Source organism: Nocardioides zeae (assembly GCF_030818655.1).
Taxonomy (GTDB): Bacteria; Actinomycetota; Actinomycetes; order Propionibacteriales; family Nocardioidaceae; genus Nocardioides; species Nocardioides zeae_A.
The window spans coordinates 4,145,609-4,169,399 of the sequence record NZ_JAUTAN010000001.1 but is presented as its reverse complement, the minus strand read 5'-3'; the positions used below and the strand labels follow the sequence as shown (position 1 = coordinate 4,169,399).

General features: G+C 73.0%; 29 protein-coding genes. 11 read left to right on the top strand and 18 right to left on the bottom strand.

Translation table 11 applies throughout. The features are described 5' to 3' along the window. The first annotated feature begins 301 nt into the window (after window positions 1–301). Complete coding sequence (locus QE405_RS19735) at window positions 302–871, top strand: hypothetical protein (protein ID WP_307204454.1); 570 nt, start codon at window positions 302–304, stop codon at window positions 869–871. Between the two features lie 122 nt (window positions 872–993). Here the strand turns inward: QE405_RS19735 and QE405_RS19730 are convergent, their stop codons facing one another. The 3 genes from QE405_RS19730 to QE405_RS19720 form a co-directional block, all read right to left on the bottom strand. After that, complete coding sequence (locus QE405_RS19730; RefSeq protein ID WP_307204453.1) at window positions 994–2,133, bottom strand: hypothetical protein; 1,140 nt, start codon at window positions 2,131–2,133, stop codon at window positions 994–996. 348 nt (window positions 2,134–2,481) lie between these two features. Beyond that, entirely contained in the window at window positions 2,482–3,432 is a 951-nt protein-coding gene (locus tag QE405_RS19725) for a nucleotidyl transferase AbiEii/AbiGii toxin family protein (RefSeq protein ID WP_307204451.1), read from the bottom strand. After that, entirely contained in the window at window positions 3,432–3,779 is a 348-nt protein-coding gene (locus tag QE405_RS19720; RefSeq protein WP_307204449.1) for a transcriptional regulator, read from the bottom strand. Before QE405_RS19720 ends, QE405_RS19725 begins: the two co-directional genes overlap by 1 nt. A 113-nt stretch (window positions 3,780–3,892) precedes the next feature. Here QE405_RS19720 and QE405_RS19715 point away from each other — a divergent pair, with 113 nt between their 5' ends. After that, a complete protein-coding gene (locus QE405_RS19715) occupies window positions 3,893–4,201 on the top strand; it encodes a hypothetical protein (protein ID WP_307204448.1) in 309 nt (102 codons plus the stop codon). A gap of 84 nt (window positions 4,202–4,285) precedes the next feature. On the opposite strand, the gene QE405_RS19710 is transcribed toward QE405_RS19715, so the two are convergent. From QE405_RS19710 to QE405_RS19695, 4 genes are read right to left on the bottom strand one after another with little or no spacing between them, the layout of a single operon-like run. Next, the gene (locus tag QE405_RS19710; RefSeq protein ID WP_307204446.1) at window positions 4,286–4,516 is read right to left on the bottom strand and encodes a hypothetical protein; all 231 of its coding nucleotides are present in this window, start codon (window positions 4,514–4,516) and stop codon (window positions 4,286–4,288) included. Window positions 4,517–4,543: 27 nt separating this feature from the next. Continuing rightward, entirely contained in the window at window positions 4,544–5,143 is a 600-nt protein-coding gene (locus QE405_RS19705; RefSeq protein WP_307204443.1) for a hypothetical protein, read from the bottom strand. Further along, window positions 5,140–5,670 carry a M23 family metallopeptidase gene (locus tag QE405_RS19700; protein WP_307204441.1) on the bottom strand — a complete coding sequence of 177 codons (531 nt, stop codon included), beginning with the start codon at window positions 5,668–5,670 and terminating at the stop codon, window positions 5,140–5,142. Before QE405_RS19700 ends, QE405_RS19705 begins: the two co-directional genes overlap by 4 nt. 20 nt (window positions 5,671–5,690) lie before the next feature. Continuing rightward, window positions 5,691–6,863, bottom strand: a complete 1,173-nt coding sequence (locus QE405_RS19695; RefSeq protein WP_307204439.1) for a saccharopine dehydrogenase family protein — start codon at window positions 6,861–6,863, stop codon at window positions 5,691–5,693. 34 nt (window positions 6,864–6,897) lie between these two features. On the opposite strand from QE405_RS19695, the gene QE405_RS19690 reads away from it, so the two are divergent. Together QE405_RS19690 and QE405_RS19685 are read left to right on the top strand one after the other, a co-directional pair. Continuing rightward, the gene (locus tag QE405_RS19690) at window positions 6,898–7,167 is read left to right on the top strand and encodes a DUF2277 domain-containing protein (RefSeq protein ID WP_307204437.1); all 270 of its coding nucleotides are present in this window, start codon (window positions 6,898–6,900) and stop codon (window positions 7,165–7,167) included. 33 nt (window positions 7,168–7,200) lie between these two features. After that, the gene (locus QE405_RS19685) at window positions 7,201–8,082 is read left to right on the top strand and encodes a Sir2 family NAD-dependent protein deacetylase (RefSeq protein ID WP_307204435.1); all 882 of its coding nucleotides are present in this window, start codon (window positions 7,201–7,203) and stop codon (window positions 8,080–8,082) included. Here the strand turns inward: QE405_RS19685 and QE405_RS19680 are convergent. Continuing rightward, window positions 8,048–8,392: a hypothetical protein gene (locus tag QE405_RS19680; RefSeq protein ID WP_307204434.1), complete on the bottom strand. Its 345-nt coding sequence runs from the start codon at window positions 8,390–8,392 to the stop codon at window positions 8,048–8,050. The genes QE405_RS19685 and QE405_RS19680 overlap by 35 nt on opposite strands. Window positions 8,393–8,641: 249 nt before the next feature. Continuing rightward, entirely contained in the window at window positions 8,642–9,328 is a 687-nt protein-coding gene (locus tag QE405_RS19675; protein WP_307204432.1) for a metal-dependent transcriptional regulator, read from the bottom strand. Window positions 9,329–9,400: 72 nt separating this feature from the next. Here QE405_RS19675 and QE405_RS19670 point away from each other — a divergent pair, with 72 nt between their 5' ends. Beyond that, window positions 9,401–10,762, top strand: coding sequence for a cryptochrome/photolyase family protein (locus QE405_RS19670; RefSeq protein WP_307204430.1), 1,362 nt, complete (start codon window positions 9,401–9,403; stop codon window positions 10,760–10,762). Here QE405_RS19670 and QE405_RS19665 read toward each other — a convergent pair. Continuing rightward, entirely contained in the window at window positions 10,734–11,588 is an 855-nt protein-coding gene (locus tag QE405_RS19665; protein ID WP_307204428.1) for a hypothetical protein, read from the bottom strand. The two genes, QE405_RS19670 and QE405_RS19665, sit on opposite strands and share 29 nt — an antisense overlap. A gap of 79 nt (window positions 11,589–11,667) precedes the next feature. On the opposite strand from QE405_RS19665, the gene QE405_RS19660 reads away from it, so the two are divergent. Further along, window positions 11,668–13,329 carry a glycoside hydrolase family 13 protein gene (locus tag QE405_RS19660; RefSeq protein ID WP_307204426.1) on the top strand — a complete coding sequence of 554 codons (1,662 nt, stop codon included), beginning with the start codon at window positions 11,668–11,670 and terminating at the stop codon, window positions 13,327–13,329. Between the two features lie 97 nt (window positions 13,330–13,426). On the opposite strand, the gene QE405_RS19655 is transcribed toward QE405_RS19660, so the two are convergent. Together QE405_RS19655 and QE405_RS19650 are read right to left on the bottom strand one after the other, a co-directional pair. Beyond that, a complete protein-coding gene (locus QE405_RS19655) occupies window positions 13,427–13,930 on the bottom strand; it encodes a MarR family winged helix-turn-helix transcriptional regulator (protein ID WP_307204424.1) in 504 nt (167 codons plus the stop codon). Continuing rightward, window positions 13,927–15,570, bottom strand: a complete 1,644-nt coding sequence (locus QE405_RS19650; protein ID WP_307204422.1) for an MDR family MFS transporter — start codon at window positions 15,568–15,570, stop codon at window positions 13,927–13,929. Before QE405_RS19650 ends, QE405_RS19655 begins: the two co-directional genes overlap by 4 nt. 187 nt (window positions 15,571–15,757) lie before the next feature. Here QE405_RS19650 and QE405_RS19645 point away from each other — a divergent pair, with 187 nt between their 5' ends. Beyond that, complete coding sequence (locus QE405_RS19645; RefSeq protein ID WP_307204420.1) at window positions 15,758–16,417, top strand: response regulator; 660 nt, start codon at window positions 15,758–15,760, stop codon at window positions 16,415–16,417. Window positions 16,418–16,429: 12 nt separating this feature from the next. Here the strand turns inward: QE405_RS19645 and flgN are convergent, their stop codons facing one another. Next, window positions 16,430–16,954 (bottom strand): flagellar protein FlgN, encoded by a 525-nt coding sequence (flgN, locus tag QE405_RS19640; protein WP_307204418.1) that lies wholly within the window; start codon window positions 16,952–16,954, stop codon window positions 16,430–16,432. A gap of 356 nt (window positions 16,955–17,310) precedes the next feature. Between flgN and QE405_RS19635 the strand changes: the two genes are divergently transcribed. Next, window positions 17,311–18,201, top strand: a complete 891-nt coding sequence (locus QE405_RS19635) for a sigma-70 family RNA polymerase sigma factor (protein ID WP_307204416.1) — start codon at window positions 17,311–17,313, stop codon at window positions 18,199–18,201. 18 nt (window positions 18,202–18,219) lie between these two features. Here the strand turns inward: QE405_RS19635 and QE405_RS19630 are convergent, their stop codons facing one another. Beyond that, window positions 18,220–18,786 (bottom strand): hypothetical protein, encoded by a 567-nt coding sequence (locus tag QE405_RS19630; RefSeq protein ID WP_307204413.1) that lies wholly within the window; start codon window positions 18,784–18,786, stop codon window positions 18,220–18,222. A gap of 189 nt (window positions 18,787–18,975) precedes the next feature. On the opposite strand from QE405_RS19630, the gene QE405_RS19625 reads away from it, so the two are divergent. Next, window positions 18,976–19,458, top strand: coding sequence for a hypothetical protein (locus QE405_RS19625; RefSeq protein ID WP_307204411.1), 483 nt, complete (start codon window positions 18,976–18,978; stop codon window positions 19,456–19,458). Here the strand turns inward: QE405_RS19625 and rlmC are convergent. Then, entirely contained in the window at window positions 19,413–20,600 is a 1,188-nt protein-coding gene (gene rlmC, locus QE405_RS19620) for a 23S rRNA (uracil(747)-C(5))-methyltransferase RlmC (protein WP_307204409.1), read from the bottom strand. The two genes, QE405_RS19625 and rlmC, sit on opposite strands and share 46 nt — an antisense overlap. 170 nt (window positions 20,601–20,770) lie before the next feature. Here rlmC and QE405_RS19615 point away from each other — a divergent pair, with 170 nt between their 5' ends. Together QE405_RS19615 and QE405_RS19610 are read left to right on the top strand one after the other, a co-directional pair. Then, window positions 20,771–21,577, top strand: coding sequence for an alpha/beta fold hydrolase (locus QE405_RS19615; RefSeq protein ID WP_307204407.1), 807 nt, complete (start codon window positions 20,771–20,773; stop codon window positions 21,575–21,577). A 12-nt stretch (window positions 21,578–21,589) separates the two neighbouring features. Next, window positions 21,590–22,171 carry an HD domain-containing protein gene (locus tag QE405_RS19610; protein ID WP_307204405.1) on the top strand — a complete coding sequence of 194 codons (582 nt, stop codon included), beginning with the start codon at window positions 21,590–21,592 and terminating at the stop codon, window positions 22,169–22,171. On the opposite strand, the gene QE405_RS19605 is transcribed toward QE405_RS19610, so the two are convergent. The 3 genes from QE405_RS19605 to QE405_RS19595 form a co-directional block, all read right to left on the bottom strand. Beyond that, window positions 22,161–22,442 (bottom strand): DUF4031 domain-containing protein, encoded by a 282-nt coding sequence (locus tag QE405_RS19605; RefSeq protein ID WP_307204403.1) that lies wholly within the window; start codon window positions 22,440–22,442, stop codon window positions 22,161–22,163. The genes QE405_RS19610 and QE405_RS19605 overlap by 11 nt on opposite strands. 9 nt (window positions 22,443–22,451) lie before the next feature. Continuing rightward, complete coding sequence (locus QE405_RS19600) at window positions 22,452–22,619, bottom strand: hypothetical protein (protein ID WP_307204401.1); 168 nt, start codon at window positions 22,617–22,619, stop codon at window positions 22,452–22,454. Window positions 22,620–22,733: 114 nt separating this feature from the next. After that, window positions 22,734–23,447, bottom strand: coding sequence for a tetratricopeptide repeat protein (locus tag QE405_RS19595; protein WP_307204399.1), 714 nt, complete (start codon window positions 23,445–23,447; stop codon window positions 22,734–22,736). Window positions 23,448–23,791 lie beyond the last annotated feature (344 nt).

Genomic DNA, 23,791 nt, shown 5'->3' with positions numbered 1-23,791 from the left:
TAAGCGGGTGTACAGCGCCTGGCAGCCCCAGTCCTATGTCCCTAGGTGTTCCGAGGCCTCTAAGGCGCTCAAATCGCAATTTCGACACAACTTCGCAAGTCGAACATGCGTCCGATCCTGTAGGTCTATGTTCGATCCGACCCGTCGAAGCCGGTCCGTCGATCTGGGTGCACGTTGGGTGTGTGGGGAGGTGATTCGACGGAATCGCCCGTCGGGCGGGCCCGAGCGGCCCCGGGTTCCGGCCGCCAGGTCGGGGTGTGGGTGAACTCCGATTGTCGGTGCGCCCGCCTACCTTGCGGGCATGTCGAGCGAGATGTGGATGACCGCGGTGACTTCGATGGTCAGTGCCGTGATTGGTGCGTTGGCCGCGATCGGCGCCGTCGCGTTTCAGGCGAGGCAGCAGACCCGCGAGTCGGGGCGGCAGGGCGAACAGGAGGCGGTCGAGCAACTGATCGTTCGAGCGACGGCCGTTGTCCTACGAGCGCAGCAGAGTTCGATCATTGCGCCAGCGATCGGCTCGCTGAGCGGCGGCGTGGGGCGACTCTTCCGGATCATGGCGCCGGTGGACCTGTCGGCCTTCTCTGAGCCGTTGGTGGCCGAGGCCATCGGACTAGAGCATGCGGCCGCCAAGGTGCAGCTCCTCAGCGACGCGACGACTAGGGCGGCGGCGGAGAGCTTGGTCTCGGCGGACATGGACGTCGTGACCGCGTACAGCAGTGAGTCGGGCAACCGGGCGCGCCGATACCTTCTCTTGATCTTGTTCGGGAAGCGGCTGGTGGACCCTGATGAGATCGCTCGCGCAGTGGGTGAGTTGGTCACGCAGCGGCGCGAGTTTGAGCGACACATCCGCGAGCGGCGCACGAGCGTCTAGTTGAGATCCTTCGCCGCCGCATCGTTGGGACGTGACTGGGACCAGCGCGCTCGACGCGCCAGGATCTAGTTGGGCGCTTGCGGCCGCTCGCCCCGACGCTCGGCAGTTTCGGGGCTGTGGGTTCAGTCGTCGTCGACGACGCGGGCGCGGCTGCGGTTGGCATGGTCGAGCTGGAGGTCCAAGAAGTGGTCACGGAAGCCGATGCCTGCCCTGCGCTTCGCCTGACCACCGCCGGGCGGTGTGGTCAGGGGGAAGCGCATTCCGAGTGGAGTATGGGCGTCGATGTCCTGCGGCCTGGGTCCTCCTACCGGGTAGCCGGGGTGGGGTGCTGGCGCCTGGAAGTCCTGAAGGTCGTCGCGGCCCGCGAAGTGCTCCACGCCGGCAACGTGAAACAGCACGCCATGGGCCATGGCGATCATGTATGCCTCCGCTAGCACCGCCGACGGCTTGAGCCGGAGTTGCGTGATCTCCAGTCCCTGGCGGTGACCGTCGACTTTCTGGTCGCGAGTAAGGAACTCGAGGACGGGTTGATCGAAGATGTCGAGTACGCCGGGGCCGGTGAAGGCGCTGAGGGGAACCGTGCCGTCTGCACGGGGCGGTGTAGTGACAAATGAGACTCGCATGTCTGATCGCGCCCGAACTGCAAGGCCGTGTTTCACCTTGTTGTGAGCTGCATGGAGGTCGATCTCAGCCGGGCTCATTAGATTCGCGGCGTGCTCTAGCCACGCGAGGAGGACGTTGCAGGCGCCAGTGATGTCCGAGCTTCTGCGGGCAGCCTCGCGCGATTTGGGTTCGACGAGGGCCCGCAGCGCCCGCTCGCTCGCGTCCGCCTCCTGAGCAGCTGCGTTGAGACCGCGGAGCACGTCCGCGATATGTGTCGGCCCCGCGGCTAGTTCCCCCCACAGACATCTCACTTGCGTGTTCGCTGGCGGGGCCAGGCGAACGTGGGCGAACCGAAGAAGGGCCTCAGCGGCGTGATGGCGAACCGCGAGCGCGTCGGCTGCTACCTGCGCGTGTACGTCGAGCTCGTCGAAGGGCCCGTCGGCGGCGGCGCGCTGCAGGTACTGGTTGAACTCGGCTCGAACGCTGCCGGAGTCGGGCGGTGGCAGGGGCGTGCTCGCCAGCGGCGCTCGCTCGTGCCAGGTCAGCAATGAGGAAATGCGCGAACAGAAGTACTTGAACGGGTCCGAGGCCAGAAATGTGTCGTCAAGCTCCCTTGCCTGGAGTTCCGTGAGCTCCGGGCCGGCGGGTGGCGGGTACATGATGGAACCGTAGGCGCCGATCCGACGTCGGGGGCTGCCTCTCGTTCCATTCAGAGAAGGTGGGCGTCGTAGGTGGCGCGGTTTGAAAAAGGTGGCGGCGTCGTACTGTCTTTTTGGAGCGAAGTCGAAGTCAGTTGTATGACCGACCCGACCGACCGAGACCGGCACCCCGATGAATCGACCCGCAGGCCCGCTGGAGCGCTTACCTGGGCACTCGCCATCGCGGAGGTGATCCGAGCCGCCGCTGAGCTTGCCGATGTGCTCTCCGGCGCGGCCTGAGTTGCAGCCGCACGGCCCGCCGCGATCTCCTCAGAGCCCGGAGGGCCGTCCCGGCGCGCTAGTTGGGGGTTAGCTGCTAAGCGGCCGACGCTTGGACCCTCGCTCCAAGGTGGCTCGTCGCGGTTCGTCGACGCGCGGGAGCTGGGCTTCACTCTCGACGCGGGCCGCGCTCGTGTTCGCTGCGTCCAGGCGAGCGGCTGTCGATCGCGCCTGCTGCAGCTCGTCATGCGCCGCGGCCCGGAGGTGCGCGGCGCTGGCGCCGGCGGGGTCAATCTGGGCAGACCAGAGCGTGAGGCGCGCCTGGACGGCTGCAAGGTCGTCAGCGTCGAGTCCGTAGGGCTCGACGGCGGCCGGCTCGGCGCGTTCGACCCCCCTCAACTGGCGCCCGAACATGAGGGGCTCGAAGCCGGGGTCGCGCTCGGCTGCGGCTGTGAGCAGCTCGTCGTCGTTGAACCGGCCGGTCTGGCGGATGGCGTCGACGTCGAGGTAGTCGCGGACCTCGCCGCGCGAGTAGAGCGCCAGCACCTTGTTGGCGACAGCGTCCTCGAGGGCCAGTACCGGGCCGACGTCGAGCGTCACGGGCGGGTGTGCCCGCCAGTCGATACCGAGGTCGACCTCGACCACCAGGCCGCTCGGGTCCTCCGGTCCTCCCGGGCGATGTTCTTCTGTTGTCGCGGGTGTGGGGGGTGCGAGGACCTGGAGGCGGGCGAACCCGTCGAGGCGTCGCAGTGCGGCCACCTGGAAGCCTTCGTTGCCCAGGCCCGCGACGACCTCGTCGACCGCCGCGCTGAACGCCGCTGGGTCGGTCTGGGTGGTGAAGAGGTCGACGTCCTGGGTGGGGCGATCGGTGACGCCGTGGGCGCGGATCGCGCCGGCGCCCGCCAAGGCGAACCCAGACGCAGCTGCACTGCGCAGTGCGACCGCGGCCACTCGTTGCTGGATTTGCTCGAACGCCGCGCGTTCGAGGTCGGGAGCGGCCGCGGGTCTTCCGCTCTCGTCCCGGCTGCCGGCGTCGCTCACTATCGGTGCGCGCCGGCGGGCGCGGCCGGCTCGGTGCTGGTCAGCTCGGGAAAACGTGCTTCCCACAGCTCGCGCGCCCGGCGCGGGATCATGAGCCGAGGCCAGTCCTCGACCAGCAAGTCGCGGTTCAACAACGCGGCCTGGTCGGCGCGGGTGCCCTCGGCGATCACCGCGACGTAGACCATGCGCCGCACCGCGGCGTCGTCGAGGTCGCGGGCTGGGCCTCCGGGGGCCCACAGCACCGCGTGCGGCACGTCGACCACCCCGCCGGCGGGTCCGGTCAGGTCTTCCAGGCGCTCCGGGGAGTCGTAGGGGCGGTGGTCCCGGAAGAAGGTGCGCTGCTCCATCGCGACCCCTCCTCCCTCTGTGCTGGTTCTCCCTCTAGTTGGCCGTCGGCCAAGAAGACCATGGTAGACCGGTTTTTATCGAACACCTGTTCGATGAATGGTCTACTGGTGTCATGCCCTCGCGTCGCCTCGCTCCTGACACTGCCTTGAAGATCAGCCTCGAGGCCGGTGCGCGTCGACGGCTTGAGGACGGCATGCCGTTCGAGGTCGTCGTCGAGGAGCTCCGCGCGGAGGCTGCCGGACGTACGGATCTGCTCGCGCAGGCGGCGGGGAGCTTGATCGGTCTCTACCTGGCGCGGCCGACGGCTACCCAGCCCCGCTCGGTCGCGGCGTTCGCGGCGCTCGTCCTGGCCGGCGCGGACCCGCAGGCGCTGGTCGAGCGGGCCGACGAGTCACGCGAACGCATGACGTCCGCCCCCTGACCGCCCTTGAACGCGGCACTGACTTTCCACCGCCCCGGGGTGATTCCGTCGAATCACTCCCGGAGGGGCAACGAGTGCACCTCGTCAGCACCAAGGCGCGTGCAAGAACCACGCCAGGAGGATCAGGCCCACGCCGAGGACCACGCCACCGATCGTGAACCGGCCCATCCACGGGGGCCGGCGGAACTCGCTGCGCCCGAGAGCGAACGCGACAAGGGCGACCACCAAGGCCAGCGCTCCGACAATCAGGGCAAGGTTCGCGAGGGCGTCGAGCGCTGGAACGTCAGGTGCGCACGGCGGGGAGTCTTCGAACATCGCATCTCCTTCGGTAACGGTTGACAGTCACTGGCCGTCGGCGATCGAGGCGTGGAGCGGGGTCACGGAGCGGACCTGGCCGCGGTAGCCGGCGGTGCTCGCTACCGCCGAGCCCCGCTGGAACCTCGGGGCGCCGAGGCCAGCGGGGTCGAGCTCCAGGAGCACCGCGGCACGTCGTCGACGCGCCGAGACGTTCGCCTCGGCGGCCGCGACGCTCGGGGACGAGGTGAAGAAGTAGACCCCGCGGCGGGGCAGGCGCCAGGGCCGCGAGCGGTCGGGCATCCGTGCCAGGGGGCGGCAGTGGTCGACGTCGAGCGTGACCACGCTGCCCGGCGTCGCCTTGAGGAGGGCCGGGGCTGAGGTGATGTGCCACAGCGACTCGGTCGGTGGCGCGCTGATCGGGCGGTACCCGACCGAGCGGGCCAGGCCGATGAGGCACCCCAGCGCCAGGGCCGCGCCGGCCCCCAAGATCCCCCACCAGCTCAAGCCTGACCAGAACCCCGGCACGAAGTAGGCGCCGTAGAGAACACCGATGGACACCAGGGCCAGCAGGGGAAGCACGACGACCGCTTCCCGGTTGGTGCTCTCCGCCCACTGCTCACGCAGTGATGATGTCGACCGGCTCATGGCGCGAGGGTGCGTCCGGCGTTGTTCCGCAGCCAGGTCGAGGGGTTGATGTTGTCTGCGTAGATCGAGCCGTTGTCCGGGTGGACCTCGAAGTGGAGGTGGCAGCCGGTGCTGTTGCCGAGCGTCCCGACGTGGCCGATGATCTGCCCGGACTGGACCTGCTCGCCGTCCTCGACGATCGCGGCCGACATGTGGGCGTACCAGGTGGCCAAGCTGTCAGTGCCGGTGGTGGTCTTGGGGAAGTTCGGACCGGCCCATCCGCTCTGCGAGGGGTCGGTGCGCACGATCCCCGAGTGGGCGGCGTAGACGGGCTCACCGCAGGGCAGCGAGAAGTCGGTGCCGGTGTGCCCGCGCGCCCAGTTACCGCCGGAGTTGCCCCAGTTCTGGCGGTCGAGCCCGACGCCGCTGGCGACCGGCCAGGCGACCTCGCCCGGGGCGACGGCGAGATCGGAGCACGACTGGCCGGGCTCGAGGACCTCGACGCCGGCGCCGGTCATCTGGGTGATGAGGTCGACGGCGTCCTCCACAGTGACCCGTACGACCCCCCTCAGAGCACCTCGAACCGGATCCCCGCCGCCTGCAGGCGGGCCGTGAGGTGCTCGCCCATCGCCTGCGCGGTCGTCACCATCCCGGCCGTCGGCGGGTTGTCGTCGAACAGCAGCGACAGGGCCGACTCCGCGAGCATCTTGGACGTCTCCCCGTAGCCGGGGTCGCCGCCGCTCACCCGCGCGTGCACGGTGCGACCGCCGCCCTCCGCGACGACGTCGACGGTGAACCACGACTTCTCCCGGCGCCGCTCGTCCGGCCCCTGGCCGGAACCGAACCGGTTCATCAGCGCCCGGCGCAGCGGGCCGACCTGGGCCGCGACCGCCAGCGCGCCGACGGCGCCGGCGCCACCCGCGGCGTACCGGAGCGTCTTGGTGCCCGCGTAGTGGGAGTAGGTGAAGTCGGGCCCGTACGACGGGTCCGCGGCCGCGCTCCGCACCACGACCATGGGGTCGATCGTGGGCAGCGGCAGCAGCCAGTAGCCGAGCGCGGGGTCGCGGTGCGGCTTGCCGCCGGAGCCGCGCACGCGCCGCCCCTCCGGCCGCCCCTCGGCCTTGCGGCGGGCCGCGTGGGTGCGGCTCATGGTGCGGGCGCGGGCGAACTGCTCGAGCGCCGAGTGCAGCGTGCCGGACGACGAGATCGCCGCGGCGCGCACGACGCCGCGGGCCTTGATCGGTACGTCGTCGGGCAGGTGCCCGACCGCGAAGCGGACCCCGAGGTCGTGGGGGATCGAGTCGAAGCCGCAGGCGTGGACGATGCGCGCACCCGAGGCCTCGGCGGCCTCGTGGTGGCGCAGCCACACCTCGTCGACGAACTCGGGCTCGCCCGTGATGTCCACGTAGTCGGTGCCCGCGGCGGCGCAGGCGGCGACGAGCGGCTCGCCGTACCGGAGGAACGGCCCCACCGTCGTGATGACGAGGCGGGTGCTCTCCGCCAGCGCGCGCAGCGACTCCGGGTCGCCGGAGTCGGCGACGACGAGCTCGGGGGCGCCGACCGCACCGGTGGGCAGCCCGTCCCGCACCTGCGCGAGACGGGCCTCGTTGCGGCCCGCGAGGGCCCAGCGGAGGTCGGCGGGGGCGTGGCGGGCGAGGTACTCCGCGGTGAGGCGACCGGTGAAGCCGGTCGCGCCGAGGAGGACGAGGTCGAGGGCTCGGTCCGAGCGGCTCTCAGGCATTCCCCGAGGATAGGTGGCGACGTACCGTTGGACCATGTGCCGCAACATCCGTCCGCTCAACAACTTCGAGCCGCCGGCGACCGACGACGAGGTGCACGCCGCGGCGCTGCAGTTCGTGCGCAAGGTGAGCGGCACGAGCAAGCCGTCGCAGGCCAACCAGGCCGTCTTCGACCAGGCGGTGCGCGAGATCGCGCACATCACGCGCCGCCTCGTCGACGACCTGGAGACCTCCGCACCGCCCAAGGACCGCGAGGTGGAGGCGGCCAAGGCACGGGCGCGGGCCGAGCTGCGCTACGCCCGGTGACCCGACCTCCGCAGCCCGGCGAGGGCACGCCGCGTGGCTGAGCGCACCGCCGCCCCGGAGGCCGTCGAGGCGGCCCTGGCGCTGCTGGCACCCCGGCGCCTCGTGCTGGTCGGCGGCGCGGGCCTGTCGACCGACTCGGGCATCCCGGACTACCGCGGCCCCGTCGCGGAGGGCCGCCCGCCGCGGCCCACCCCCATGACGTACGGCGACTTCGTCTCCGGCGCCGACGCGCGGCAGCGGTACTGGGCGCGCAGCCACCTCGGCTGGACCCGCATGCGGCGCGCCGACCCCAACCCCGGCCACCGGGCGGTCGCCGCCATCGACCCCGAGCTGCTCATCACCCAGAACGTCGACGGCCTCCACGAGGCGGCCGGCACGCGCCGGATGGTCGCGCTGCACGGCCGCATCGCCGACGTGGTCTGCCTCGACTGCCGGGCCACCAGCCCGCGGGCGACGCTCCAGGAGCGGATGGCGGCCGCCAACCCCGACTGGGCGGAGCGGCACGCCACCGTGCTGGTGCGTCCCGACGGCGACGTCGACCTCGAGGACACGAGCGACTTCGTCGTGCCGCCCTGCGAGGCCTGCGGCGGCGTGCTCAAGCCCGACGTCGTGTTCTTCGGCGAGAACGTGCCGGCGGCGCGGGTCGAGCGCTGCTTCGCCGCGGTCGACGCGCTGCGGCCCGACGACGGCGCGCTGCTAGCGGTCGGCACGTCCCTCACGGTGATGAGCGGGTTCCGGTTCGTGCGCCGCGCGGTCCGCAGCGGCGTGCCGGTCGTCATCGTGAACCGGGGGGCCACCCGGGGCGACGACCTCGCGACCCATGCGCTCGACATCGGCTGCAGCGGCTTCCTCGACGCGCTCGACGCGCGTCGGCGCGAGGTCAGCGCACGCGACGCAGGTGCGCGGGTCGGCTGACACCGACCGCCGCCAACAGCCGCTCGGCCCCGGCGCGGACCGGCAGGGCGCCCGCGCCCAGCGCGGTCGACACGGCCAGCTCGGCCTCGTCGAGACGAAGCACCTCGCCGAGCGTGAGGCGGTAGTAGGTGTCCTCGAGGTCGAAGTCGAGGTCGGCGACGACGGCCACCCGCACGACGTCGTCCTGGTCGCGCGTCGCCACGGTCTCGCCGGGCTCCAGCCCGCGGACGAGGTCGGTCGCGCTGTGGGCGACGACGACGCTGCCGGTGCGGCGCGTGAACGCCGTGAGCTCGACCGCGAGCATCTCCATCTCGGAGCCTTCCGCCGGGGCGGGGAGCGACTCCCCACGCTGCCTCCACCAACGAAGACGGCCCCCGCGAGTCACGGCCCGTGCCGACGGCGTCCGCCGGCACCGGGACGTGTGGCCGAATGGTGCATCGTGCTGTGGCGCTGCCCCTCACCCTCCCCGCGAGGGGCAGCGCACCGCGACGCTACGACTTCCGACCGGCGGCCAACCTCAAGAGAACCTCTGGATTCCCGCCGGGCATCGGACGCGGGGTCAGATGCGGCGCACGAAGATGTGCTCGGCGGCGTCGGGGAAGATCTCGGCGGTCTCGCCGCCGGAGCCCACGAGCACGCCCTCCGAGGTCGCCACGACGGTCACCGTCTTGTCCGGCAGGGCCCCCACGCGACGCAGCGCGCTCATGAGCACCTCGTCCTTCTGCATCTCCTCGGAGATGCGGCGCACGTGCACCCGCGACTCGTCGGCGGCGGCGACGCTCTGCAGCGACTCGACACCGTCCATGAAGTCGGCGGGCAGGTCGTCCTGGCCGAGCTCGTCGAGGCCGGGGATCGGGTTGCCGTAGGGCGACTCGGTCGGGTTGCCCAGCAGCTCGAGCAGCCGCCGCTCGACGGTCTCGCTGATCACGTGCTCCCACCGGCAGGCCTCGGCGTGCACGAGCTCCCAGTCCAGGCCGATGACGTCGGTGAGCAGGCGCTCCGCCAGGCGGTGCTTGCGCATGACGCGCACGGCGAGGCGGCGGCCCTCCTCGGTGAGCTCGAGGTGGCGGTCGCCCTCGACCGTCAGGAGGCCGTCGCGCTCCATGCGCGCGACGGTCTGGGACACCGTCGGACCCGACTGGTGCAGGCGCTCCGCGATGCGCGCGCGCAGCGGGACGATGCCCTCCTCCACGAGCTCGTAGATCGTGCGCAGGTACATCTCGGTGGTGTCGATCAGATCGCTCACGAGAACCATTCTTCCCTACCGGCGGGCAGGCGACGACCCCCCACCCGAGGGGCGGCCTGGCACTGTGGAGGAATGCCCACCCGCCACAGCGTCATGTGGTTCCGCCGCGACCTGCGGCTGGCCGACAACCCCGCCCTCCTGGCCGCTGCCGAGGCCGACGCGGTGCTGCCGCTCTTCGTCCTCGACCCCGCCCTGTGGGACGTGGCCGGCGTCTCCCGCAGGGCCCACCTGGCCGCCTCGCTGCGGGCGCTCGACGCGTCCCTCCGCTCGCGCCGCACCCGCCTGTCGGTGCTCCGCGGCGACCCCGTCGAGCAGGTCGTCGCGGCCGCCCGCGAGGTCGACGCCACCGAGGTCCACGTCAGTGCCGACTTCGGCCCGTACGGCGCGGAGCGCGACGAGCGCGTCGCCGCGGCCCTCGCGGAGCACGACATCGAGCTGGTGCGCACCTCCTCGCCGTACGCGGTGGACCCCGGCAGCGTGACGAAGGGCGACGGCACGCCGTACGCCGTCTTCACCCCCTTCTCCCGCGCCTGGGCGGACCGCGACTGGGACACGCCGTACGAGGCGCCGCGCGGCCTGAGCGGCCTGGAGCTGGCGTCCTCCGTCGACGTGCCCGACGTCGACCTGCCCGAGGGGTTGCGCCTCCCGGAGGCCGGGGAGCGGGCGGCGGCGCAGCGCTGGGAGACGTACGTCGCGGACCACCTGGCGACGTACTCCGACGAGCGCGACCGGCCCGACCTCGACACCACCTCGAAGATGTCGGTGCACCTCAAGTGGGGCGAGATCCACCCCCGCACGATGCTGGCCGAGATCGGCCGGGCGAGCGGGGCCGGACGCGCGACGTACCGCTCCGAGCTGGCGTGGCGCGAGTTCTACGCCGACGTGCTGCACCACCGACCGGAGACGGCACGGGAGTACCTGCGGGCCGAGTACGGGCGGATGCGCTACGACGACCCGGGCGAGGGGTTCGACGCCTGGCGCGAGGGGCGCACCGGCTTCCCGATCGTGGACGCCGGCATGCGGCAGCTGCGCTGCAGCGGCTGGGTCCACAACCGGGTGCGGATGATCGTCGCCAGCTTCCTGGTGAAGGACCTCCACGTGGAGTGGCAGCACGGCGCGCGGCACTTCATGCAGTGGCTCGTCGACGGCGACCTGCCCTCCAACCAGCACGGCTGGCAGTGGACCGCCGGCTCCGGCACCGACGCGTCGCCCTTCTTCCGGGTCTTCAACCCGACCGGGCAGGGTCGCAAGTTCGACCCGCGGGGCGACTACGTGCGCCGCTGGGTGCCCGAGCTGCGCGACCTGCCCGACGGCGAGGATCCCCACGAGCCGTCGGCCGCGGCGCGCGAGCAGGTGGGGTACGCCGCGCCGATCGTCGACCACAAGGAGGAGCGCGTTGAGGCGCTCAGCAGGTGGGAGGAGATCCGCCGCTGAGGCAGTAGTCCGGGACCGGGTTCATGACCTCGATCCGGTCGACCTCGGTGACGCCGTCGGACTCGGTCACGGGCACGCTGGTCGGCAGGGCCGCGTTGAACGCCTCCAGCTCCTCGACCGTGTCGACGTCGGCGGGGAGGTCGGGGACGCCGAACAGTGCCTGCTCCGCGTAGCCCGCGATGCCGCAGCGTCCGGCGACCTCGACGAGGTCGGGCGACTCGAGGTCGTCGACCTTGGGCCCGTAGGACTGCCCGCGCTCGTTGACCGGGTAGTCGGGCAGCCCGGGCGGCTGGTGGCGACCGATCACCGTCGTGCCGTCCTCCGCGCGGAGGGCCACCGCGCCGGCCCCGAAGCGCACGACGCTGTCGCGGTCCCAGCGGAAGACGTAGCCCTCGACGCCGCCGTCGCCGACCACCCAGACGAAGGTCGGTCGCTCACCGTCGAGCTCGTCGTAGGGCCGGTCGAATCCGAAGGTGGCGGCGCCGTGCCCGCCCGGTTCGCCCGGCAGGACCGAGCCGGGCGGGCCCGTGCCGAGGCCGTCGGCCGGCGGCGGTGACGCGACGACGGGCTCCTCCGCGGGCCACGCGTCGGGCACGCCCATCGCCTCGTACGGCCCCTCGGCCGTCGGCTCCGCGCCGGGCGTGGGCTCCGGGCACTCCCAGCCCTCCTCCCCTGCGGCAGCCGTCGCTGCCTCCGGGGGCGAGACATCGACGACGCGGGTCGCGGGCTCGCGGTCGAGGAGCTGCACCCCGGCGATGCCCACCAGCACCGCTGCTGCCGTCGCGAGCACGGCTGCCGCCCCACGGGCCGTCGTCGAGCGCCTCATGGCCCTGAGTGTCACCGATCACGGGACCTCGCGCGCGGGTTTTCCGTCCTGCAGGCACCCCGTCCCTAGACTCGCCCGCATGGTCGACTCGAACGATCCAACCCCGTCCGCCCTCCCGTCGGTCGACGGCGCCTGGTGGCGCCAGGCGGTCGTCTACCAGGTCTACGTGCGGAGCTTCGCCGACGCCGACGGCGACGGCGTGGGCGACCTGCCCGGCATCACCGCCCGGCTCCCCCATCTGCGCGACCTCGGCGTCGACGCGCTGTGGATCACGCCCTTCTACACGTCGCCGCAGAAGGACCACGGCTACGACGTGGCCGACTACCGCGACATCGACCCGCTCTTCGGCTCGCTCACCGACGCCGACGCCCTGCTGGCCCGGGCCCACGAGCTGGGGCTCAAGGTCATCGTCGACCTCGTGCCCAACCACACGTCCGACCAGCACCCCTGGTTCCAGGCCGCGCTGGCCGCCGGGCCCGACAGTCCCGAGCGCGAGCGCTACGTGTTCCGCGACGACGACGGCACCGACACCCCGCCCAACAACTGGCCGAGCGTCTTCGGCGGCGCGGCCTGGAGCCGCGTCGAGGAGGCGGACGGCACCCCCGGGCAGTGGTACCTCCACCTCTTCGACTCCACCCAGCCCGACCTCAACTGGCGCAACCCGGAGGTCGGCGACGAGTTCGTCGACATCCTGCGGTTCTGGCTGGACCGCGGGGTCGACGGCTTCCGCGTCGACGTGGCGCACGGCCTCTTCAAGAAGGAGGGCCTGCCCGACACGGAGCTCCCCGATCCCGACGCCGACGGGCCTGCCTCCATGGTCGAGGCAGCCGGCCTGGACGAGCCCATGTGGGACCAGCCGGAGGTGCACGACGTCTACCGGCGCTGGCACGCCGTGCTGGCGGAGTACGACGACTCCGAGCGCGGCCGCCGCATGGCCGTCGCCGAGTCGTGGGCGCGCACGGCGGAGGCCATCGCGCGCTACGTCCGTCCCGACGAGCTCCAGCAGTCCTTCAACTTCCACTGGCTCTCCGCGGCGTGGGACGCGCAGGCGTTCGCCGACGTCATCACCGAGACGCTCCCCTCGCTCCGCCCGTACGGCGCGACCCCGACCTGGGTGCTCAGCAACCACGACGTGGTCCGCCACGTCACCCGGTACGGCGGGGGCGACCTCGGCCGGGCCCGGGGCCGCGCGGCCACGCTGGCCATGCTGGGCCTGCCGGGCTCGGCGTACCTCTACCAGGGCGAGGAGCTCGGCCTCGAGCAGGTCGACGTGGCCCCCGAGGACCGCACCGACCCGTCCTGGTTCCGCACCAAGGACAGCGCCAAGCCCGACATCGGGCGCGACGGCTGCCGCGTGCCGATCCCGTGGAGCGGCGAGACCGCGCCGTACGGGTTCGGGCCGGCGGCCGACGGCACCCAGCCCTGGCTGCCGCAGCCCGGCGACTGGGCGGCACTGACGGTCGAGGCTCAGACGGGGGCCGAGGGGTCGACGCTGGAGTTCTACCGCGCGGCGCTGGCGACGCGGCGCACGTTCGCCGACACGGCGGGCGAGGAGGTCGACGTGCTGCAGGCCGGACCGGCGCTGCTCGTCTACCGCCGCGGCCCGCTCACCTGCGTGCTCAACGCCGGCGAGGCGCCGGAACCGCTGCCCGACGACCTCGGCTCGCTGCTCCTGAGCAGCGGCGAGGCCCCCGGCGCGACGATCGCCCCCGACACCGCGGCGTGGTTCCTGGCGGACTGACCGGGTACGACGCGACCCACGCGAGAAGGGGCACGAACGACGGTCCGGACCGGGGTCCGGGTGTCGTTCGTGCCCCTTGTGCGTGAGCCGTGAGCCGTCAGCGCTCCGCGGCCAGCGCGGCCTCGATGCTCGCGTTGTAGCGGCCGAGGGTGGCCGCGAGGTCGGCCACCTCCTCGGAGGTCCACTCCGCCATCGCCTGGAGGAAGACGGCGTGACGCTGGAGGCCCACCGCGGTGAGCCGCTCCCGACCGTGGTCCGACAGCTCCAGCACGAGGGCCCGGGCGTCGTCGGGGTCGTTGCTGCGCTCGACCAGGCCCAGCTCGACGAGCTGGTGGACGGTGCGGCTCATCGCGCCCTTGTCGACGCCCAGCACGCACGCCACCTCGGTGGCCCGGGCAGCGCCGTCGCGCGCCAACTGGTCGAGCACGCCGTAGCCCAGGGCCGTGAGGCCCGGCGCCACCGCGTGGCCGCGCTCGGCCAGGTTGCGCCGGAGACGCCGCAGGAGCACGAAGAACTGGTGCTCCAGGTCCCGCAGCACGTCCGGGTCCAGCTCGGCGGTGCCGTGGCCGCTCGACGCGGGGTGGGTGGCGGTGGCGCTCATCGCGCCGCCTCCACCTCGACCGGGGCGTCCTCGCGCTCGTCGACGGGCGTCGACGGGGCGACGTCGAGGGTCGTGCGCAGCGGGACCTCGCGGATCGCGCTGACGAGGAGCAGGGCCACGACGGCGAAGGGCACAGCGACGAGGAACAGCAGCGCGGTGGCGTCGCCGTAGGCACCCTGGAACACGTCCCGGACGGGCGCCGGCAGCGTGTCGAGGTCCGGCAGCGTCGTACCGGAGCCCTCGGCAGCGATCCCCAGCGACGCCAGGCCGCTCGTCACCTTGTCGGCCACCTGGTGGCCGAGCAGGGCGCCGAGGGCCGCGACGCCGGACGAGCCGCCGATCGAGCGGAAGAACGTCACGAGGGCACTGGCCGCGCCCATGTCGCGCTGCGCGACCTGGTTCTGCACCGCGAGCACGAGGTTCTGCATCGTCGCACCCAGGCCGGCGCCGAGCACGACCATGAACGCGCCGATCTCGACGAGGGGCGTGTGCGCGTCGATGGTGGAGAGCAGGGCGAGACCGACGACGACGGCGACCATGCCGCTGACGAGGAACCTCTTCCACCGGCCCGTGCTGCTGATGATCCGACCGGTGACGACGCTCGAGACGAAGAGACCGAGCACCATCGGGGTCGACATGAGACCTGCGTGGGTGGGGCTCATGCCGCGGGCGATCTGGAAGTACTGCGACAGGTAGACCGTCGAGCCGAACATCGCGACGCCGACCATGACGGAGGCGAGCGTGGCGAGCGTGGTGGTGCGGTCGGCGAAGAGGCGCAGGGGGATGATCGGCTCGGCCACCCGGCTCTCGACGACGACGGCGGCAGCGAGGAGCGCGACACCGAGGGCGATCATGCCGGCGGTGGTCAGCGAGGCCCAGTCGAACTGGTGGCCCGCGAGCGAGACCCAGGCGAGCAGCACGGAGACGCCGCCGACGATGAGGAGCGCGCCGGCGTAGTCGATCGACGGACGCTCACCCGGCACGCGGACCGGCGTGGGCAGGTGGAGCGTGCGCTGCAGGACGACGAGCGCGACGGCGGCGACGGGGACGCCGACGAGGAAGGTCCAGCGCCAGCCGAGGCCGGGGGTGTCGACGATGAGGCCACCGATGAGCGGGCCGCTCACGGTCGCCATGGCGAAGACGGCACCGATGTAGCCCGAGTAGCGGCCGCGCTCGCGCGGCGTGACGATCGTGGCGATGACCACCATGACGAGGGCGGTCATGCCGCCGACGCCGAGACCGGTGACGGCACGGGCCGCGATCAGCTGCCCCATGTTCTGCGAGAGGCCGGCGGCGATCGAGCCCACGGCGTAGGTCACCAGGGCGATCTGCACGAGCAGCTTCTTGTCGACCAGGTCGGCGAGCTTGCCCCAGATCGGGGTGGACGCCGTCATGGTGAGGAGCGTGGCGACGACCACCCACGTGTAGCCGGCCTCGCCGCCATTGAGGTCGACGACGATGCGGGGCAGGGCGTTGGTGACGATCGTCGAGGACAGCATCGCGACGAACATCGCGAGCAGGAGGCCCGACATCACCGAGAGGATCTCCCGGTGGGTCATCGGGACGTCGGACCGGACCTCGGGGTCGACGGCCAGGTGGTGGGGCTCGTGGTGGGGCTCGTGATGGGGTTCGTGTGCCATGCGGGGACCTTCGATTCCGTGCGGGGGTTTCACGACGGGACGCCGTTTTGGTTGCTGATGACAACCATACGCCCTTGGTTGCTAGATGCAACCAATCCCCGCTGTGGTGCCAGTCTCGTCCCCCTTCCAACGGGCGATCCCGTCGCATCACTAGGACTTTCGACCCGATCCGACGCAGAGTGGCCCCATGAGCTCCGCCGTTCGCGTGTTCCTGGTCGACGATCACGAGGTCGTACGTCGGGGGTTGCGCGCATTGCTGGAGTCGGACCCCGACCTGGAAGTGGTCGGGGAGGCCGGCACCGTGGCCGAGGGGCTCGACGGGATCCGGGAGACCGGGCCCGACGTGGCGGTCCTCGACGCCCGCCTGCCCGACGGGTCCGGCATCGAGCTGTGCCGGGAGATCAAGTCGTCGCGGCCCGAGATCCGCGCCCTCGTCCTCACGAGCTACGACGACGACGTCGCCCTGCAGAGCGCCATCCTGGCGGGCGCGGACGGCTACGTGCTGAAGGAGATCGGCGGGAGCTCGCTCATCTCGGGGGTGCGGGCGGTGGCGGACGGGCACTCGCTGATCGACCCCATGGTCGCGATCCGCGCGATGGAGCGGATGCGGGAGAGTGCCCAGCGGGGCGCCGAGGCCGACCCCTCGACGCTGACACCGCAGCAGCAGCGCATCCTCGCCCTCGTCGGCCAGGGACTCACGAACCGGGAGATCGCCGACGAGCTCTTCCTCTCGGAGAAGACCGTCAAGAACCACATCACGCACCTGCTCGCGCGCCTCGGCGTCAAGCGCCGCACCCAGGCCGCGCTCCTCGCCGCGCAGATGAGGCTCGACGCCGACCAGGCGTGAGCGTCCGGCACCTCAGCGCAGGAAGTCGCCCAGGCTCGTCCGCACGACCCGCGCGGACGTCCCCAGGGCCGACCCGTAGGCCGCCTCCTGCACCTGCAGGTCGGCGAGCGCGGCGGCGCCCGTCGTCGCCGCCAGCAGGGTCGCACGGGTCGCCCGGTGACCGGCGGCGATGAGCGCGCGGTTGGCGTCGGCGCGCTCGGCGATGGTCCGGGTCAGGGCCAGGAGAGCGTCGCGGTGCTCGGCGAGGATGGTGGCCCACGGTTCGTCGCTGCGCTCCGCGAGCGCCCGCAGGGTCGGGCTCGCGGCGAGGCCGACGGCGGTGCCGATCTCGTCGGCCACGACGGCCCGCAGGAGCTCGGTCTCGCCCAGGGTCGTGAGCACGGCCTCGACGTCCTGCGAGACGCGCGCGAGCCAGCGTGCGCTGCCGCTCATGAGCACGAGCTGCTCGAGCTCGACGCGGTAGAGCAGCGCGTCGAGCAGCTCGCGCTCCCGCCACAGGACGCGTGACAGCCCCTCCACGTCGACCCCCTCGGTCACCCGGTGCACCGGGCACCGCCCGTCCCGGCCGGTCCCGCTCCGGGCCCCTGCTCGCCTGTCCCCCGCATGCCCTGCCCTTCGGCGACCGCGTCGCGGTCCTGAGCCGATTCCCCCGGCAGAGAAGCCGATACCCGTCTCCCGTTCCGTCACCGCGCCCCCATCGGGCGCTCGCGAGCTCGCTTGAGATTTTCTTGAGTTTTCCTTGCGCGCCCCTTCGGAGTTGGGGCACCCGGGACCTACGGCGTGATCGGACAGGGCTAGACCGGACCGGGACCAAAGTCCCGACTCTGCGGACGAGGGTGCCTCATAGCAGGGCTGACGTCGCCAATCCGCGCGACACGCCAAAGGATCGAGTCATGGCTCCGATCCCCCTCCCTCAGCAGGACGAGCTGATCACCTCCCACGTGGCGCTGGTCGGACACATCGTCCGCGAGACGATGAACCGCGTCCCCGCCCACGTCAGCCGCGACGACCTGACCTCGGCCGGCCTCACCGCCCTCGTCCAGGCCGCCCAGTCGTTCGACGAGGAGCGCGGCGTGCCCTTCACCCGGTACGCCGCCCGCCGGGTCCGCGGCGCGATCCTCGACGAGCTCCGGAGCGTCGACTGGGCCTCCCGCTCGGTCCGCCGCCGCGCGCGCGACCTCGAGGAGACCCGGAGCCGGCTCGCCGCGACGCTGGGCCGCCCGGCCAGCGCCGACGAGATCGCCTCCGCCGCCGGCCTCTCGGTCGCCGAGATCGAGTCCAACGACGACGACATCGCCCGCGCCCAGGTGCTGTCCCTCCAGGGCGCCGCCGGCGCGACGCTGGAGGAGACGCTGGTCAGCGGGACCGCGACGCCCGAGGAGGCGCTCGAGCACACGGAGCAGCTCCAGTACCTCGTCGCCGCCGTCGCCGAGCTGCCCCACCGCCAGCGCGTCGTCGTCGAGGGCTACTTCTTCGCCGAGCGCCCGATGGCCGAGATCGCCGTCGAGCTGGGGGTCAGCGAGTCCCGGATCTCCCAGATCCGCGCCGAGGCGCTCGTGCAGCTGCGTGATGCCATGAACCACGCCCTCGCGCCCGAGCTCGTGCAGCCCGCCGCCCGGCCTGGCGGCTGCGCCGCTCGGCGCCGGGACCAGTACGTCGCGGCCGTCATGGCCCGGCACGAGTCCACCACGGGCCGGGGCGACGACCGTCGCGTGCTGGCCTTCCCGCCGGTGGCGAGCGCTCCGCGTCGTGCGGTCGCCGCCTCCGCGGGCCTCGCTGGCTGAGACCCGGGAGCCGCCCCCTCACGGGGCCTCGGGGCCGACCGGCGCGGGCGCGGGCGCGAGATCAGAGCCCTCGCGGTCGGTCGGGTCGGGGAAGCCCGGCGCGGCGAGGACGGCCTCCCGCACCACCGCGACGTCGGCGGTCGTCACCTCGAGGAACCCCGACCGGAAGACCACGCCCCAGCCCGGCTCGTCCCGCACGAACGACAGCCGGGACAGCAAGGGCTCGACCGTCGCCTCGCCGCCGGTGTCCACGAGGTCGACCGCCCGGCACCAGTCCTGCGACGTGGTCCCGTCGCCCTGGTAGGGCGCCACACCGGTCACCCTGCCGACGGCTGTGAACCGCCGCACGACCGCGCCGCTCCGCCGTCCCTCCCGCGGGGAGTAGATCGCCACCCCGTCGCCGAGCCGCATCCGACGCAGCCGCCCCTCGCCGCGTGGGCCGAGGCACAAGGTGCCCGTCGCGATGGAGGCGAGCGCGTCGGCCCGGCTGAGCACGCAGATCCACCCCGTCGGCTCGACCCGCCCGTCCGGCACCAGCTGGAGCCTGCCGGTGCGCGCTCCGGCCGCCGTGACGTCATCGCTCATCCTGCTTCCCCCTGTGCTCTCCGGCGTCGGGTGTGACGCCTGCGGCCCACCCTGCCGCGCGACGAGGGCGCCACGGCGACGTGCGGCCTCCCCTGGGGACGACGCCGCGGACGGACCGCGCTGGGGACGAGCAGCGGGCCTGTGGAGAGCCGGTGGCGGCCGCGCACTGATCACCCGAGGGTGGTGCCCATGGACACGACGACACCGACCCCGCCCACCGCCCGCACCGCTCGCGAGCTGCGCGCCGGTTGGGAGGAGCTGCTCGACCCACCCGACCACGACCGGCCCAGCCTGTGGATCCTCGTCGTCGACGGGGAGACCCGCCGGCTCACCTCGCTCCTCCACGAGGTGGCGGACCTGCCCGCGACGCCCACCCCGGGCGACGCGGCGCAGCTGGAACGGTTCCTCGCGCAGCTCGCTGCCGCCGTCCTCCGCGACCGCCACCGCGTGGCCGTCGCGCTCCGCCGCCGCGGCGGTCCGCTGCCGGGCGCGACGGACCTGCGATGGATCGAGACCGTCTACGAGGCCTGCGACGCCGTGGACGCGCCGTGCGAGACGGTGCACCTCGTCGGCGATGCGGGGGCGTTCCCCGTCACCCGCGCGGAGGTCCGGGCCGCCCGCGCCGCTCAGCGCGGGCGGGACGCTCGTTCGAGCAGCACGACGGCCTCGTAGTGGGCCGTGTGGGGGAACATGTCGAGCAGCCGCGCGCGCGCCGGTCGCAGCGACGGCATGGCCTCGAGGTCCCGGGCCAGGGTGACCGCGTTGCAGCTCGAGTAGACGACGTGCTCCGCTCGTGACTTCTCCAGCAGACGCGCCAGCCGCGGACCGATGCCCCGCCGGGGCGGGTTGACGACCACGAGGTCGGCCACCGGCCCCGCGGACGCCACGGTCTCGGCCACCCACGACACGGCATCAGCCGCGACGAAGTCGGCGGAGAGGCGGTGGTCGGCGGCGCTGCGGCGCGCGCTCTCCACGGCGGCCTCGCTCACCTCGACGCCGACCACCCGACGCCCGGGCGCAGCCACGTGGAGCGCGAAGCCACCCACCCCGCAGTAGAGGTCCCACACCGACCCCGGGGCGACCTCGTCGACCCAGTCCGCGACCTGGCGGTAGAGCGCGGCCGCCACCGCCGTGTTGGTCTGGAAGAAGCTCTGCGGCAACAGGTGCAGGTCGAGATCGTTGACCTGCACCCGCAGCGACGCCTCGTCGGTGAGCACGATCTCGCGCGGCCCCTCGAGCACGGCCTTCGGGTCGGGCTGCAGGTTCACGGAGACCACACGGGCCTCGGGCAACCGCGCGAGCAGCCAGGGCAGGTGCTTGCGGATCCGCGTGACCGCCTCCTCCGAGCGCAGCACGAACCGCACGAGGAGGCCGCCGTCCGGAGCGACCGTCACGAGCAGGTGCTTCAGCTCACCGCGGCGCTGGACGACGTCGTACGGCGTGACCTGTGCCCGGACCACGAGCTCCGCGAGCGGGTCGGCCGCGGCGACCAGACGGGGATCGTGGAGCGCGCAGTCCCGCAGGTCGACGCCCTGGCCCGCCGGATCGAGGATGCCGAGCGTCGGCGCGTCCGGCGCGCCGCCCACCGCGAGCTTGGCCTTGTTGCGGAACCCGCCCAGGCCGCCCTCCACCGCCGGCTCCCAGCGGATCCCCGGCCACGGGGCGAGCAGCGCCCGGCAGGCCCGCTCCTTCTCCGACAGCTGCTGCTCGTAGGGCCGCGGCAACCACGTGCAGGAACGGCACTCGCCGCGCGCGTGGTGGTAGCAGGCAAGGGTCCGCCCGGCCGTCACCGCTCCGACGCCCGTCCCGACCACGGGCCGAGACTACGCGCGGCGCGCCCCACGCCCACACCGGGACGTCATGCGCGGCGGCGCCTCCGGCCGCCGCGCCGCATGACGTCCGGGGTGTGGGCGGGATTGCGTGCATTCTGCCAGTTTTGATGTAACACTCCCGATGTCACATTGACGCGCAGGAGGAGTACGACGTGGTGCACTCACCGCTGGTCCACACGCGACGCGGCTCGGGGGAGACCGTGGTGCTGATCCACGGCATCGGTCACCGCCGCCAGGCTTGGGGCCCCGTCTTCGACCGCCTCAGCGAGCGCTACGACGTCATCGCCGTCGACCTCGCCGGCTTCGGGGAGTCCGAGCCGATCCCGCGGGGCGTCCCCTACACGATGGACGTGGCGTGCCAGCACCTCGCCGAGCAGTTCGCCGAGTGGGGCCTCGACCGCCCGCACGTGGTCGGCAACTCCCTCGGCGGCGCCATCGCCCTCGAGCTCGCCTCACGCCACCTGGTCTCGTCGGTCACGGCGCTCAGCCCGGCGGGGTTCTTCGGCCGGTTCGACCGGTTCCAGGCGCTGGGGATCCTCTCCCTCATGCGGCTCACCAGCCAGCTGCCCGATCGTGCCCTGCGGGCGGCCGCGCGTCCGGCGCTGGGACGCCGTCTCATCGGGATGGCGCTCTACGCGCACCCCGAGCGGCACGACGCCGCGTCGACGTACGGCGACGCCCTCGCCCTCAAGCACTGCAGCGGGTTCGCGGCGGTCGCCCGCGAGGGCGTGCACTACGCGTTCCGCGGCGCGGTGGGCGTGCCGACGACCGTCGCCTGGGGCACCAAGGACCGGATCCTCCCCTACCGGCAGTCGGCCCGGGCCCGCCAGCGCCTCCCCCACGCCGACCACGTCCCCCTGCGGGGCGCCGGCCACGTCCCCATGGCCGATTGCCCCGACGAGATCGTCGCCCTCGTGGACGCCACCGTCGGCCGGGCGCGCAAGGTCGCCGCGGCCTGAGACCCTGGGGACGTGCGCGTCCCCGATCTGCCCTGGCCCCTCCCCCACCGCAGCGACCTGCGGGACGAGCTCGTGGCCGCCTACGGCACCGGCCGCGGCTACCACGACCTCCGGCACCTCACCGAGGTGCTCGAGCGTCTCGACGAGCTGGGGTGGGGCCACGACGTGGAGGTCGTGCTCGCGGCCTGGTTCCACGACGCCGTGTACGACGGAGGCGCCGACCTCGAGGAGCGCTCGGCGCTCCTCGCCCGCGCCCGTCTCACGGGGGAGGACGTCGACGTCGACGAGGTGGTCCGGCTCGTGCGCCTGACGGCCGACCACCGCCCCGCCGCGGACGACCGGCGGGGCCAGGCACTGGTCGACGCCGACCTCGCGATCCTCGCCGCTGCGCCGTCACGCTACGACGAGTACCGCCGCGCCGTCCGCACCGAGTACGCCCACGTCCCCGATCCGGACTTCCGGACCGGCCGACGCACCGTGCTGCAGGACCTCGCCGGACGCGAGCGCCTCTTCCACACCGCGCTGGGGCACGACCGGTGGGACACCGCCGCGCGGGAGAACCTCGCCCGCGAGATCGCCGAGCTCAGCGACTGACGTCCCCCCGGCCGCGTCGCGACTTGCGCCGACGCAGCCCCGCGGCCGACAGCCGGGCGACCAGCTCGCGGCTGCGCACCTCGACGGCGCCGGCGGCGACGGCGGCGTCGTACAGCTCCGCCGGGACGTCGTAGTGGTCCCCGTCGAAGGCCCGCTCCGGCACCCCGAGCGCCGCGGCGAACGTGTGCAGCTCGGCGTAGGACGTGTCGGAGGCCAGGTGCGACCACCACCGCCCGCGCCAGGGCACCTGGGGCTCGTCGATGAGGATCACCGCGGCAGCCTACGGCCACGTTCCCTCGAGATCGTCGGCCAGGCACTCCCAGCCGTCGGCGAACCGTTCCGCCACCAGCTCGCGACTCAGTGCCTCACCCGCGCTCACCGTGGGGCCCCGTTGCTCGCGCCGCGCGCGCCACTCGGCCAGGTCGATCACGTCTGCCCTGCGACCCATGTCGCCTCCTCTCTCCGCCACCAGCATGGGGCGTGGGGAGCGACCGCGCAGAGACCCGGCAGCACCTGCGGACGAACGTGCCGCTGCCCGTCCCTGGGGACGGGCAGCGGGCCCTCACTCTCCTGCGGAGTCGAGCTGCTTCTCGAGCTCGGCGGCACGGTCGGCCGCGTCGGTGATCTCGTCGGCGTCGAACGCGTGGGTGCGGTGGAACCACTCCAGCGCCTCGGCCGGGCGACCCGCGGCGAGGAGGGCCTCTGCGTACACGTACCGCAGCCGCACCACCCACGCCGCGCGCGTCTTGTTGTTGAGCGGGGAGAGCTCGAGCGTGCGCAGGGCAGCGTCGGTCTGGCCGAGGTCGAGACGTGCGCCGGCCTCGACGATCGTCATCTCCGCCTTCGCCTCCGCCGAGAAGCCCTTCACCGAAGGGCTCTGCGCGAGCTTGAGCGCCTGCTCCGGCTGCCCGAGAGCGCGGTGGCAGTCCGCCATGATCGGCAGGTACGCCGTCGCACCGTTCATCCGCTTCGCCGCTCGGAGCTCCGCGAGGGCCTCCTTGTAGTGACCGGCCGCGTACGCCGCCTCACCGACCGCCTCGCGCACCATGCCGAGACGGGAGGCGCGCGCCCGTGCGGCGAGCGTGTGCTGGTACGCCGTCTCCGGGTCGGACTCGATCAGCCGCGTGGCCGCCACCAGGTGGCGCGCCACGCGCGTCGCCAGCTTCTCGGGCATGCCCTTCAGCTGCGAGGCCAGGTTGCGGTCGAGCTCCTGGCCGGTGATGTCGGCGTCGAGCTCCGGCCCGTCGTACTGAGCCTGCGCCACCGAGCGCTCCACGCGCGGCTCGTCACGACGGTCACCCCGCGGACCCCCGGGACCCGTACGCCGCGGGCCGCCCCCTCCGGAGCCGCCCGACCCACCGGGGCCGCGCTTGGGGCCACCGGGCCCGCCCGAGCGGCCGCCAGCGGACGGGGCTCCCCCACGACGGGGACCCGAGCCGGTGCCGGCTCCCTCGGGCTTGCCGCCACGGCCGGCGGGGCGACCCTGGCCGCTCGGACGACCGGAGCCGGAGCCGGAACCGGAACCACCGGGCCCGCCAGAGCGGCCCGGACGACCCTGCCCCTGACCCTGACCGCCGGGACGGCGCCCGCCGCCCCGACCGGCACCCTGACCTCGACCGC

Coding starts and splice junctions, on each gene's coding strand:
- QE405_RS19630 (WP_307204413.1), bottom strand. CDS start 18,786: ATGAGCGATGACGTCACGGCGGCCGGAGCGCGCACCGGCAGGCTCCAG.
- QE405_RS19735 (WP_307204454.1), top strand. CDS start 302: ATGTCGAGCGAGATGTGGATGACCGCGGTGACTTCGATGGTCAGTGCC.
- QE405_RS19600 (WP_307204401.1), bottom strand. CDS start 22,619: ATGGGTCGCAGGGCAGACGTGATCGACCTGGCCGAGTGGCGCGCGCGG.
- QE405_RS19665 (WP_307204428.1), bottom strand. CDS start 11,588: ATGAGGCGCTCGACGACGGCCCGTGGGGCGGCAGCCGTGCTCGCGACG.
- QE405_RS19635 (WP_307204416.1), top strand. CDS start 17,311: ATGGCTCCGATCCCCCTCCCTCAGCAGGACGAGCTGATCACCTCCCAC.
- QE405_RS19720 (WP_307204449.1), bottom strand. CDS start 3,779: ATGGAGCAGCGCACCTTCTTCCGGGACCACCGCCCCTACGACTCCCCG.
- QE405_RS19695 (WP_307204439.1), bottom strand. CDS start 6,863: ATGCCTGAGAGCCGCTCGGACCGAGCCCTCGACCTCGTCCTCCTCGGC.
- QE405_RS19625 (WP_307204411.1), top strand. CDS start 18,976: ATGGACACGACGACACCGACCCCGCCCACCGCCCGCACCGCTCGCGAG.
- QE405_RS19730 (WP_307204453.1), bottom strand. CDS start 2,133: ATGTACCCGCCACCCGCCGGCCCGGAGCTCACGGAACTCCAGGCAAGG.
- QE405_RS19715 (WP_307204448.1), top strand. CDS start 3,893: ATGCCCTCGCGTCGCCTCGCTCCTGACACTGCCTTGAAGATCAGCCTC.
- QE405_RS19645 (WP_307204420.1), top strand. CDS start 15,758: ATGAGCTCCGCCGTTCGCGTGTTCCTGGTCGACGATCACGAGGTCGTA.
- QE405_RS19690 (WP_307204437.1), top strand. CDS start 6,898: ATGTGCCGCAACATCCGTCCGCTCAACAACTTCGAGCCGCCGGCGACC.
- QE405_RS19650 (WP_307204422.1), bottom strand. CDS start 15,570: ATGGCACACGAACCCCATCACGAGCCCCACCACGAGCCCCACCACCTG.
- QE405_RS19655 (WP_307204424.1), bottom strand. CDS start 13,930: ATGAGCGCCACCGCCACCCACCCCGCGTCGAGCGGCCACGGCACCGCC.
- QE405_RS19705 (WP_307204443.1), bottom strand. CDS start 5,143: ATGAGCCGGTCGACATCATCACTGCGTGAGCAGTGGGCGGAGAGCACC.
- QE405_RS19680 (WP_307204434.1), bottom strand. CDS start 8,392: ATGGAGATGCTCGCGGTCGAGCTCACGGCGTTCACGCGCCGCACCGGC.
- QE405_RS19670 (WP_307204430.1), top strand. CDS start 9,401: ATGCCCACCCGCCACAGCGTCATGTGGTTCCGCCGCGACCTGCGGCTG.
- QE405_RS19660 (WP_307204426.1), top strand. CDS start 11,668: ATGGTCGACTCGAACGATCCAACCCCGTCCGCCCTCCCGTCGGTCGAC.
- QE405_RS19710 (WP_307204446.1), bottom strand. CDS start 4,516: ATGTTCGAAGACTCCCCGCCGTGCGCACCTGACGTTCCAGCGCTCGAC.